This window comes from Paracandidimonas soli, assembly GCF_004342005.1.
Taxonomy (GTDB): Bacteria; Pseudomonadota; Gammaproteobacteria; order Burkholderiales; family Burkholderiaceae_B; genus Paracandidimonas; species Paracandidimonas soli.
On record NZ_SMBX01000004.1, the window covers coordinates 73,624 to 85,572 of the forward strand.

General features: G+C 63.8%; 11 protein-coding genes. 8 read left to right on the forward strand and 3 right to left on the reverse strand.

Going from position 1 to position 11,949, the window contains the following annotated elements:
• Positions 1-163: 163 nt before the first annotated feature.
• Positions 164-1,168 (reverse strand): D-cysteate sulfo-lyase, encoded by a 1,005-nt coding sequence (gene cuyA / locus EV686_RS09585; protein ID WP_132476277.1) that lies wholly within the window; start codon positions 1,166-1,168, stop codon positions 164-166.
• Positions 1,169-1,283: 115 nt separating this feature from the next.
• Here cuyA and EV686_RS09590 point away from each other — a divergent pair, with 115 nt between their 5' ends.
• Positions 1,284-2,255, forward strand: coding sequence for a LysR family transcriptional regulator (locus EV686_RS09590; protein ID WP_132476280.1), 972 nt, complete (start codon positions 1,284-1,286; stop codon positions 2,253-2,255).
• Positions 2,256-2,304: 49 nt separating this feature from the next.
• Here EV686_RS09590 and EV686_RS09595 read toward each other — a convergent pair whose 3' ends face one another.
• Complete coding sequence (locus tag EV686_RS09595; protein WP_132476283.1) at positions 2,305-2,898, reverse strand: PIN domain-containing protein; 594 nt, start codon at positions 2,896-2,898, stop codon at positions 2,305-2,307.
• A gap of 175 nt (positions 2,899-3,073) precedes the next feature.
• Positions 3,074-4,693 carry a methyl-accepting chemotaxis protein gene (locus EV686_RS18970; protein ID WP_132476286.1) on the reverse strand — a complete coding sequence of 540 codons (1,620 nt, stop codon included), beginning with the start codon at positions 4,691-4,693 and terminating at the stop codon, positions 3,074-3,076.
• Between the two features lie 276 nt (positions 4,694-4,969).
• Here EV686_RS18970 and EV686_RS09605 point away from each other — a divergent pair, with 276 nt between their 5' ends.
• The 7 genes from EV686_RS09605 (at position 4,970) to EV686_RS09635 (ending at position 11,946) form a co-directional block, all read left to right on the forward strand.
• On the forward strand, positions 4,970-5,839 hold the full coding sequence (locus tag EV686_RS09605) for a transporter substrate-binding domain-containing protein (RefSeq protein WP_132476906.1): 870 nt from the start codon (positions 4,970-4,972) through the stop codon (positions 5,837-5,839).
• A 115-nt stretch (positions 5,840-5,954) separates the two neighbouring features.
• On the forward strand, positions 5,955-6,674 hold the full coding sequence (locus EV686_RS09610) for an ABC transporter permease (protein WP_132476289.1): 720 nt from the start codon (positions 5,955-5,957) through the stop codon (positions 6,672-6,674).
• Positions 6,675-6,679: 5 nt separating this feature from the next.
• Positions 6,680-7,408, forward strand: coding sequence for an ABC transporter permease (locus tag EV686_RS09615; protein ID WP_132476908.1), 729 nt, complete (start codon positions 6,680-6,682; stop codon positions 7,406-7,408).
• A gap of 74 nt (positions 7,409-7,482) precedes the next feature.
• On the forward strand, positions 7,483-8,265 hold the full coding sequence (locus EV686_RS09620; protein ID WP_377748308.1) for an ABC transporter ATP-binding protein: 783 nt from the start codon (positions 7,483-7,485) through the stop codon (positions 8,263-8,265).
• Between the two features lie 74 nt (positions 8,266-8,339).
• Complete coding sequence (locus EV686_RS09625; protein WP_132476295.1) at positions 8,340-9,326, forward strand: diaminopimelate dehydrogenase; 987 nt, start codon at positions 8,340-8,342, stop codon at positions 9,324-9,326.
• A 238-nt stretch (positions 9,327-9,564) separates the two neighbouring features.
• Positions 9,565-10,728, forward strand: coding sequence for an ABC transporter substrate-binding protein (locus EV686_RS09630; RefSeq protein WP_132476297.1), 1,164 nt, complete (start codon positions 9,565-9,567; stop codon positions 10,726-10,728).
• 180 nt (positions 10,729-10,908) lie between these two features.
• Complete coding sequence (locus tag EV686_RS09635; protein ID WP_132476299.1) at positions 10,909-11,946, forward strand: branched-chain amino acid ABC transporter permease; 1,038 nt, start codon at positions 10,909-10,911, stop codon at positions 11,944-11,946.
• The last annotated feature ends 3 nt before the right edge of the window (positions 11,947-11,949 follow it).

Here is an 11,949-nt window from a genome sequence, read left to right on the forward strand (position 1 = left end):
CTGAAGAGGCTCCAGGCCGACAGCGTTGCGCGTCTACCTCCTGTATCTGTGGGAATGCATGAATGATCAAATTTTCGCGTCATCCTCCTTGTCATGAGTGGAAGGGTGGTTGGCGTCCGCTCTTTGTCCTGTCGGGCGGCGGGAGCGGAGCCTGTGCTTCTTATTATTGACCGAAAATCGGGCGATAGCCGTATAGTCCGACGGTTCCGCCAGTATGGACGAAAACGATATTTTCGCCTTTCTTGAAATGGCCTTTCCTGATAAGGTCGATCAGGCCCGCCATGCCCTTGCCGGAATAGACGGGATCGAGCAATATTGCGTCCTGCCGCGCTGCAAGCGTGACGGCTTCGATCATGGCGTCCGTGGGTATGCCGTATCCCTCGCCCACGTAATCGGTATTCGCAACGACATCGGAGCGCTGCACGCAGGACAAGGATACTCCCATGTGATCCAGCGTCGCCTGCACCAACTTCCAGACATTTTCCTCCTGCTGCGGGCGCGGCGCGCGCACGCCGATGCCGTAGACGGGCACATGGCTGTTCATCGCGGCAAACCCCGCGACCAGCCCCGCCTGCGTGCCGGCGCTGCCTGTTGCATGCACGACATGATCGATCCTCAGTCCCCGTTCGAACGACTGGCCGAGGAGTTCCTGGGCGCAGGCGACGTAGCCCAGCGCCCCGACGGCGTTGGAGCCGCCTCCGGGAATGATGTAGGGCTTGCCCCCTTGCGAGCGCAGCTCCTGAGCCAGATCTTCCATCGCCCGGGCCATGTCGGTGCCGGAGGGGCAGCGGGCGGCGATGACGCCGCCCAGCAGCCGGTCGAGCATGACATTGCCCGATTCGGCATATTCTTCCGATGCGCGCTGCACGCGCTCTTCGAGGAGTATCTTGCATTTCAGCCCGGTGACGGCCGCCGCCGCGATAGTCTGGCGGGCATGGTTGGACTGTACCGCCCCCTGGGTGATCAGGGTGTCGGCTCCTTGGGCAATGGCATCGGCCACGAGGAATTCGAGCTTGCGCGTCTTGTTGCCTCCCGTCGCCAGTCCGGTGCAGTCATCTCTTTTGATATAGATGTCGGGACCGCCCAGATGTCTGGTGAGATTCGGGAGGAATTCCAGCGGTGTGGGAAGATGTCCCAGACGGATCCGGGGAAAGCGGGCAAGATGCATGACTATCACTCCAGGGCGGGAAGAGAGCTTTCATCATAGGTGGCGCGTTGCGGCTTGACCAATGCTATATTTTGCCCACGGCTATGCCGTTTTTGCATAGTTGGGTGGAGCCGCCATGAAGCAAGAATGGATCGAGGATTTTCTGGCCCTGGCCGAATTCGGCACGTTTTCGCGCGCCGCGCTCGAACGCAACGTCACGCAGCCCGCCTTTTCCAGGCGCATCCGGCTGCTGGAGGAATGGCTGGGCGCGACCCTGGTCGACCGGGGCCGCCAGCCGGTGCAACTGACGGCGGTGGCGCAGCGCCACGTGCCCGAGTTCCGTGCACTGCTGCACGATCTGGCGCAGCTGCGCATGCGCATGCAGGAAGAGAGCAGAGGGTCCGTGCATCTGATCGTGTCGACCCAGCACTCATTGACGATCACTCATTTGCCCGCGCTGCTGCGTCTGATCGGCCAGGAGTCGGAGCGGCATATCGAGTTCGAGGTCCTGTCCGAGAACAGGGATGAATGCGTGGCCTCGTTCATGCGCGGCCGGGCCGATCTGCTGCTTTGCCTCGAAGAAGAGGATGATCCGCTGTTGAGCATCATGCCGAAGACGCCGCGGCTGCAGTTGGGCATCGAGAAGATCGTCCCGGTCACCGCGCCGGATATGCAAAATCAGCATAAATCGGGCCTGGAAGACCAGAAACGCCTCAGGGTGCTGTCCTTCCCGGCCGACAGTTACATGGGGCGCATCATGAGCGCGCCGATGTCCCGGATCATGCGTACATATAACGTGGAAGTGGTGCACGAATCAGTGTTTCTTGCCGGCGTGAAGGAAATGGTCAAGGCCGGGCTGGGCATGGCCTGGCTGCCGTGGAGCCTGGCTGCTTCCGATGTCCGCGAGGGCAAGCTGGTCGATCTGTCGTCGGAATTCCCCGTCCTGAACATGCGCTTCAGCATTTATTGCCATTCCCAGGGGCAGCATCAGGACGTCATCCGGGATATTTATGCGCTGCTGAAGAAATCCTGGACGGGGGCGGTGCTGCAAGAGGGTATGGCGCCCCCGTATGGCGGCGAGGACGCTCCCGACTTCAGGCAGGAGTGACTCACATGCAGGTTGCCGGCGGCATTTCCGTATCCGACGGCTGTCCCGGCTATGCCGCCATCAGGCTGCGCAACATGAAAAGGCGTTCGCGGCCCAGCCGTTCCTTCATGGGCAGACGGGGCAGGCCGGCGGGAGGGTCGGCCGCATCGAGTTCGTCGATGATGCTGCGGATACGGGCCCTGTGCATTGGCCACCAGGCAGCCAGCTTGCGGTCCGGCGTCAGCGCTGCCAGGCCCAGCCGGCGGAGTTCCGAGCGGTTGAAGTCCTTCATGTTCAGCGTCAGGATTTCCACCGGGCTGCAAGGATGACGCTCGCGCATCTCCCTGGCGGCTGCGATCACATGCCAGTCCTTGGGGTCGCTGTAGCGCAGACCCTGCTTGTGCAGATCGATCTGGTGCGCCATGGCGCCGGGAAAGGCGGACTGCATGGCGTCCCACTCTTCCTGCAGGCTTTCGGCCGGAATGTCCCACAGGCGTCCGGCGTTGCGTTTCCATTCGTCCCCGATGCGCTCGCTCCAGGCCGGCTGGAAAACGCCGCTCGCGCCCAGCGCCAGCAGCAGGCGGCGCTGTAGGCCGGACATCATGACGCAGGCGTCGATGACCAGGATGGCGGGAGCGGGCGAAGGAGATTCGGAGAGAGGCAAGACAGGCGTGGAAAAGGGTTCGGGCAGGGCGTATCTTAACCTGCCGGACCGTGGCCTCCGGACACGGAGGGATATGCGCTTGTCATTTGTCGGTCGAAAAAGCGAGGTCGTTAAAAAGGCATGTCCCTGCCGAGGAGGGAAGCGGGCAGGGGCATGCTGAAACCAGTGCCGTGTCTTACATCTGAGCGATCAGCCTGGGCGCTCCGTGTCCCAGCGCATCGTTGTCCGGCCGGGTATCAATGACTTCGCCGGACTGGATCTGGAAGATGGAGACCGCGTCGCGCAGGCGTTCCGCCTGCTCTTCCAGCGAGCTGGCCGCCGCCGCGGCTTGCTGGACCAGGGCGGCGTTCTGCTGTGTGACGCCGTCCATCTGCGTGATGGCGATATTGATTTGCTCCAGGCCGCGGGACTGCTCCTGGGAGGCCGAGGAAATTTCTCCCATGATGTCTGTGACGCGCTGGACGGACTCCTCGATCTCGCGCATGGTGGCTCCAGCCTGCTCGACCTGGCTGGAGCCGGTCTGGACAGTGCTGACCGACTCCTCGATCAATCCCTTGATTTCGCGCGCCGCCTGCGCGCTGCGCTGCGCCAGAGAGCGGACTTCACCGGCCACCACGGCGAATCCCTTGCCTTCTTCGCCGGCCCTGGCTGCTTCCACGGCGGCATTCAGCGCCAGGATGTTGGTCTGGAATGCGATGCCGTCGATCACGTTGACGATTTCCGAGATCTTGCTGGAGCTGGCGGAAATGAGCTGCATGGTCTGCACGACTTCCGAAACGGCCAGTCCGCCGCGGCGGGCGACGTCGGTGCTGGAGGCCGCCAACTGGTCGGCCTGGCGGGCGTTGTCGGCATTCTGGCGCACCGTAGCGGCGAGCTCTTCCATGCTGGCCGCGGTTTCCTGCAGGGCGGCAGCCTGTTCTTCGGTGCGGCTGCTCAGGTCGGTATTGCCTTGCGATATCTGGTGGGAGCCGATATGGATTTCGTCCACGCCCTGGCGGACTTGCGAGACGACGCGCACGAGATTGTCCTGCATGCGTTTCATGCTGGAGAGCAGCAAGCCGATCTCGTTGTCGGAGCGCGATGTGATGCGCTGGGACAGGTTGCCGGCGCCCATCTGCTCGAACACCCGGCCTGCCTGCTGCAAGGGCTTCAGCACGACCAGGGTGATGAAGCGCCAGGCGGCAAACAGCATGACCAGCGCAAATACGCCAAGGGCGATGGCGCTGATCCTGGCGAACGTGTAATCGGATGCAGCGCTGGCTTCCAGGGCCTGCATCTGCTGCTCCGTCTGGGCCAGCGCCTCGCTGACCACCCGGTCGAAGGCCTGGTTGCTTTCGCGGGATTTATCGTTTGCCATCAGGTAGCCATAGCTGCTGCGCTGGGCAAGGCTCTCGGCCACTTCGCGGACGGCGGCGATGTAGGCGTCGGCGACCTGTTGCAGCTGGGCGGCGGTGTTCTCGTGGGCGACATCGATGTTTGCGCGGTAGTGCGCAATTGCCTTTTCGACCTGTTCAAGGCGGTTGCGGGCGCCCTCGATGCGGCTGTCCAACTGGGTGATATCGCCTGAGATCAATTCGGAATAGCCGGATGCCAGACCGATGCGGGCGCGCAGCATGGCGACCCAGGCGGAGTAGAGCTGGCCCCGCTGGTCGGAGGCGATGACATGGCTCTTGTCGATGGCTTGGTGGCTGTCGTGGGCGTTTTTCCAGCCCAGTGCGCTGGCGGCCAGCAGGCCGGCAACCAGCAAAAAGATAATGGCAAGAATGACGGTTCGGACCTTGAGGCGGGTCAGCATGGCAAACAGGCTCCTGATGTACTGCTGCTTGTGGCAGCGCTCCGGGCCAAATGTAATATTTTTCCGGCCTTGGCAATGGGTGGAGCAAATAGGAATAGCCCGGTTTGTTCGGGCGATGCATGCGCGATACGGTGTCGTCCCCGGTAGCGGGAAGACGACGGTTTCGCGCGCCGGAGCGCCTCGAATTTATCGCAAAGCGCAGGCTGGCGTGGACCGTAGTGCGGGCTTTTTGGGTTATGCTAAATGGTTTTGTATCTGGAACCAAAGGGAACGGAAATGATCAAGGCGGGTGGAAGACGGCTGGCAGGCTGGATTGGCGGTTTCGTGGCTGGCGCCGCGATTTTGATGACCCCGGCGCAGGCCAAGGAATGGACCAAGGTGCGCGTTGCACTGACGGGCGCCTACGAACCGTGGAATTTCACGCTGCCCAACGGCAAGCTGGGCGGTTTCGAGCCCGAGCTGCTGGAATACCTGTGCGCGCATGCGAAGCTCGAGTGCATCCTGGGCACGCAGGACTTCAACGGCATGATCCCCGCCCTGCAGGCGGGCAAATTCGACGTGCTCATGGATTCCATGAGCATTACCGAGGAACGCCGGAAGGTCATCGCATTCTCGCGCCCTTATGCTGCGACTCCGGTTGCATTCGTCGCCGTCGACGGCGACGTGCTCCCCAAGCCTGAAGAAGGCAAGGCCACCGTCTACCTGACCGGCGACGATGCGCACGACAAGCCCGTCATCGACGAGCTACGCAAGCACCTGAAGGGCAAGACGATCGGCCTGCAGACGGGCGTCAGCTACACCGCCTTTATCGAAAAGCACTTCAAGGATGTGGCGCGCATCCGCCTGTACAAGACGGCGGCGGAGCATACGCTGGACCTGGTGGCCGGCCGCATCGACGTGGCGTTCGATGCCATCACCTACTGGACCGCGGCGCTGGAGCGCCCCGAGAACAAGAAACTGGCCTATGCCGGCCAGATCATCACGGGCCCTGTCTGGGGCGAGGGCGAGGCCCTGGGCATCCGCAAGTCGGATGACGACCTGCGCAAGAAGTTCGACGACGCCATCGCGGCGGCGCTGGAAGACGGCACCTTGCTCAAGCTGTCGCAAAAGTGGTTCAAGGCCGACCTGACACCCAAGGCGGAGTAAGCGCGAAGATGGCGCCGGCCGGACGCATCATCGATCGAAACGCGGGCTGGAGCTATGCCCCTGCGGCGCTGCATGGCCGGGCCGCGCCCGCCATGGCTTTCGAGGGATGATGGGGATGGCGCTGTTCGACACGCTGGGGTTCGGCGAAAACGGCTGGGGCCGCATGCTGCTGCTGGCGGCCGCGGTCACCTTTCTGCTGACCCTGGCCGCCATGGCGATCGGCGCTGTATTCGGCGGCCTGGTGGCCGCCGCCAAGCTGTCGCGCAACCGCGCCTGGCGCGTGCTGGGCGAGCTGTATACGACTGTATTCCGCGGCGTGCCCGAACTGCTGATCATCTATCTGTTCTATTTCGGCGGCTCTTCCGTGCTGACGAGTGTGGGATCGTGGTTTGGCGCCGACGGCTTCATCGAGATGCCGCCGTTCCTGATCGGCGCGCTGGCGGTCGGCATGATTTCGGGGGCTTATCAGGCCGAAGTCTACCGGGCGGCGGTACGCGCCGTGCCGGTCGGCGAGCTCGAAGCCGCGCGAGCCATCGGCATGACGCGGCCCACGGTCTGGCGCCGGGTGCTGGTGCCGCAGGTCATGCGCTTCGCCCTGCCCGGGCTGGGCAATGTGTGGCAGCTCAGCATCAAGGATTCCGCGCTGGTGTCGGTGACCGGCCTGGCCGAGCTGATGCGCACCAGCCAGAATGCTGCGGGCTCCACGAACGACTATTTCCTTTTCTATATCGTGGCGGGCTTGCTGTACCTAGCCATGACCTCGTTCACCAGCCAGGTGTTCCAGCGTCTCGAGGCGCATACCGGCAAATCCTTCCGGCGCGGGTTTGCCCGCTGAACATGATGGGCATCGATTTCGAATTCCTGCGCGACACATTCCTGAGGCTGCTGGAGGCCGTGCCGACCACGCTCGGGCTCGTGTCGTCCGCGCTGCTCCTGGGCGGCATCTGGGCCTGCGTGCTGGTGGCGATGCGGCTGAGCCATCGCGCGGTTCCGCACTATTTCGCGCGCATCTATATTTTCCTGTTCCGCGGCACGCCGCTGCTCATCCAGCTGTTCCTGCTGTATTACGGAGTGGGGCAGTTCCAGGCCATACGAGACAGCATGCTCTGGTTCGTGCTGCGCGAACCCTACGCCTGCGCCGTCATCTCTTTCGCTTTGTGCACGGCCGCCTATACTGCGGAGATCCTGCGCGGCGCTATCCTGTCGATTCCCCAGGGGCAGATCGAGGCCGGCATCGCCTGCGGCATGAGCCGGTTTACGCTGCTGCGGCGCATCATCGCGCCCGTGGCGCTGAGGTACGCCTTGCCCGCCTATTCCACCGAAGCCGTCATGATCACCAAGGCCACCGCGCTGGCCAGTCTGGTGACGGTATGGGAGGTCACGGGCGTGGCGCAGCAGATCATCCAGTCGACATACAGGACGCTCGAGGTATTCTGTTGCGCGGCGCTGATTTACCTGATCATCAATTTCCTGATTTTCCGCGCGCTGGGGCTGGCCGAGTATCTGCTGTCCGGGCATTTGCGCGATCCCGGCCTGCCGCGCGGCGCCGTGCGGCGGGAGGGGGTCTGATGACGCAAGACACTCATGGCGACCCGAAAGAATCCGGCCGCATTGCTATTTCTGGAGCTTCAATGACGCAAGTCATTTCGCCTTCCGGCCTTCCCGCGCTTTCCGTGGAGGACATGCACAAGTCGTTCGGCGACGCGCATGTGCTGCAGGGCATCAGCTTCGATGCCGCGCAGGGAGATGTCATTTCGATTCTCGGCGCGAGCGGATCGGGCAAGAGTACGCTGCTCAGGTGCATCAATCTGCTCGAAATGCCCGACCAGGGCAAGGTCGCGCTGGACGGCGAGGTCATCGCCATGCGCGATCTACCCGACGGCCACCGCAAGCCCTGTGACCGCAAGCAGGTCGAACGCATGCGTTCGCGCCTGGGCATGGTGTTCCAGAGCTTCAACTTGTGGTCGCACATGACCGTACTGCAGAATATCGTCGAAGGTCCCATCCGGGTGCTGAAACGCCCGCGCGCCGAGGCCATCGAAGAAGCCGGGGTATGGCTGGAAAAGGTAGGTCTGTACGACAAGCGCGATGCCTATCCGGCGCACCTGTCGGGCGGGCAGCAGCAGCGGGTGGCCATTGCCCGCACCCTGGCGATGCATCCCAGGGTCATGCTGTTCGACGAGCCAACGTCGGCGCTGGATCCAGAACTGGTCGGCGAAGTGCTGCGCGTCATGCGCACGCTGGCCGAAGAGGGCCGGACCATGCTGGTCGTGACGCATGAGATGGGATTCGCCAGGCATGTATCGAATCGCGTGATGTTTCTGCACGAGGGGCGCATCGAGTGCCAGGGGGCGCCCGAAGGCATGTTCGGCGACGAAGGGTCGGAGCGCTTCCGCCAGTTCGTTTCGCGCCAGCATCAGTTGTAAAGTGAGTCACTTCCGCCTGAATAGGAGGAGAGACTTGCGCTTTGGCCCGTGGTCAATCAGCAAGGAGAAATTGGATGACAGCAAAGATCAGAATCGGAATTGTGGGTTATGGAAACCTGGGGCGTGGCGTGGAGTCCGCCATTGCGCAGAATCCCGATATGGCGCTGGTAGCGGTATTCACGCGGCGCGACCCAGCTTCGGTTGCCCTGTTGGATTCGGGCATTCCGGTTGTCGGGCTGGATGTGATCGCAGACTACCGGGATAAGGTGGATGTCATGATCCTGTGCGGCGGATCCAAGAGCGACCTGCCCGAGCAGGGGCCGAAAATGGCGTCGCTGTTCACGACCGTGGACAGTTTCGATACGCATGCCCGCATCCCCGAATACTTCGCGGCCGTCGATGCCGCTGCCACGAAAGGGGGCAATGTCGCGTTGATCTCCGTTGGCTGGGATCCAGGCCTGTTTTCACTGAACCGTCTGTTCGGCGAAGCCATCCTGCCGCAAGGTGAAACCTATACTTTCTGGGGCAAGGGCGTCAGCCAGGGGCATTCGGACGCCATCCGCCGCATTCCCGGCGTCAAGGCGGCCGTCCAGTACACCGTGCCTCTGCAGTCCGCCGTCGAGCGGGTGCGTTCGGGCACGCAGCCGGTATTGTCCACACGCGAGAAGCATCGTCGCGACTGCTTCGTCGTGCTGCAGGAAGGCGCCGATGCGGATGCCGTCAGGAATGCCATCGTCACCATGCCGGATTATTTCGCCGACTATGACACGACTGTTGCCTTCATCACCGAGGACGAACTGGCGCATGACCACTCGGGCATGCCGCATGGCGGCTTCGTGATCCGCAGCGGCAAGACTGGCCGGAATACGGTGCAGACCATCGAGTATTCCCTGGCGCTGGAAAGCAACCCCGAGTTCACCTCCAGTGTGTTGGTGGCTTATGCGCGTGCGGCATGCCGCATGCGCCGGCAAGGGCAAAAGGGCGCGCGGTCTGTTTATGACGTTGCGCCGGGCCTGTTGTCGCCCAAGTCAGCGGAGGAGTTGCGCAAAGCGTTGCTGTAGCCTCCGCGCCTGCGCGTCGGTTTTCCTTTGTGGCGTCTGTCTGCGCACGGTGTCAGGAAGCTGGCGATGCCAGGGGCGTCGTGGTATTCTCTCGCTGGCCGCGAGGCGCGAGGGTTTGCCAGCGTTGCTGGCCGTCAGATTTGTGTCCATAATTACCTTCCCGTACGGGAACGCCCGTGCCTCTGGCCGGCAAGCCCAAGCTCCTATACTCTCGTCCGGCTGTTTTCAGGAGACAACCATGCAATACCCCGATAACCTGGGCCGCGGCCTGTTCGCGGCCTGCTTGCTGGCGGCCGTTCCGCTGGCGGGCCAAGCCCAGATCAAGGTGGGCGTCACGCTCTCCAGCACGGGCCCTGCGGCCTCGCTGGGCATTCCCGAGCGCAACACGGTGGCCCTGCTGCCCAAGGAAGTGGCCGGGCAGAAGGTGGAATACATCGTGCTGGACGATGCCACCGATACTACCCAGGCCGTGCGCAACATGCGCAAGCTCGTCACCGAGGACAAGGTGGACGTGATGCTGGGCTCCACGGTGACGCCCGCCTCGCTCGCCATGCTGGACGTAGCCGCTGAACAGAAGGTGCCGATGATCAGCGTGGCGGCCAGCGCCCGCATCGTGGCGCCGATAGATGACAAGCGCCGCTGGGCCTTCAAGACGCCGCAGAACGATACGCTGATGGCGGGTGCCTTGGTGGACACCATGCTGGCCAACAAGGTGGCCAAGGTGGCCTTCATCGGTTTCGCCGACGCCTATGGGCAGAACTGGCTGGCCGAGTTCAAGGCGGTGGCCGAGCCCAAGGGCATCTCCATTGTGGCCACCGAGAGCTACGCGCGTCCCGACACCAGCGTGACGGGCCAGGTGCTGAAGCTGATCGCCTCGCGCCCCGACGCCGTGCTGGTGGCCGGCGCCGGCACGCCGGCGGCGCTGCCGCAGACGGAGCTGCGCGCGCGCGGTTTCAAGGGCCCTATCTACCAGACGCACGGCGTGGCCAACAACGACTTCCTGCGCGTGGTGGGCAAGGATGGCGAAGGCACCTTGCTGCCGGCCGGTCCGGTGCTGGTAGCGGCCCAACTGCCCGACAGCAACCCGGTCAAGAAGGCTGGCCTGGAGTACATCGAGCGCTACGAGGGTGCCCACGGCGCCGGTTCCACCTCCACCTTCGGTGCTCACCTGTGGGATGCTGGCCTGCTGGTGCAGGCGGCGATCCCGGGCGCGCTGGCTACTGGTGCCAAGCCGGGTACGGTCGAGTTCCGTGCGGCGCTGCGCGATGCGCTGGAGAACCTGAAGGATGTGCCGGCCTCGCATGGCGTGTTCAGCATGAGCGCCACCGATCACTCCGGGCTCGACGAGCGCGCCCGCGTGATGGTGAAGATCGAGAACGGGAAGTGGGTGTACCTGCCCTGATTCGATCCCGGCCCGCCTGGGCAGGTGGCGCCTGTGCGCCATCATTGCGGGTGAACTCCTGTGATTCCCGGAGCCTTGTGGCTCCTGTTGCTGCGGGGCCGGCCGCGCCAGGTATCTGGCGCGGCAACCCGACGTCGAGGGCTGCCCTGCGCGCCGCTCCTCATATAACCGAGTAGCCGGATGGATGCAACGATAGCGCTGATCCTGGCCCAGGATGGCATAGTCAATGGTGCCATCTACGCCCTGCTGGGCATGGCGCTGGTGCTGGTCTTTGCGGTAACCCGCGTCATTTTCATACCGCAGGGCGAGTTCGTGGCCTTCGGTGCCCTCACGCTGGCCATGTTGGTGAACGGCCAGGTGCCGGGCACGATCTGGCTGCTGCTATTGGCTGGCCTGGCCGCCTTCCTGATTGAGCTGGTCTCCGCGCGCCGCAACGGCCGCGCCGGCACCTTGCTGCGCGCCGCTGCGGGCTACCTGTTGCTGCCGGCCGCCGCCGCCGGGCTTACGGCCCTGCTGGCCGGGCCTGGGACGCCGCTGGTGCTGAACATCCTGCTCACGCTGCTGCTGGTGGTGCCGTTGGGCCCGATGCTCTACCGCATGGCCTATCGCCCGCTGGCCGAGGCGCCCGTGCTGGTGCTGCTGATCGTGTCGGTGGCGGTGCACTTCGCGCTGATGGGCATTGCGCTGGTGTTCTTCGGCGCCGAGGGCTGGCGCACGCCACCCTTCGTAGAGGGCAACATCGACCTGGGCTTCACCCTGGTGTCTGGCCAGAGTCTGTTCGTGGTGGGCACGGCGTTGCTGCTGATCGTGGCGCTCTACCTGTTCTTCGAGCGCACACTGTATGGCCGCGCGCTGCGCGCCACGGCAGTGAACCGGCGCGGCGCGCAACTGGTGGGGATCAGCACGTCCGTGTCGGGCAGCCTCACCTTTACACTGGCGGCGTTGATAGGCGCGCTATCAGGCATGCTGATCGCCCCCGTCACCACCATCTACTACGACACCGGCTTCCTGATCGGCCTCAAGGGCTTCGTGGGGGCCATCATCGGCGGGCTGGTCAGCTATCCGGTGGCCGCGGCCGGCGCGGTGCTGGTGGGGTTGCTGGAGGCCTACGCCTCGTTCTGGGCCAGCGCCTACAAGGAAGTGATCGTGTTTACGCTGATCATCCCGGTACTGCTGTGGCGCTCGCTGACGAGCCGCCACATCGAGGATGAGGAGTGAGGC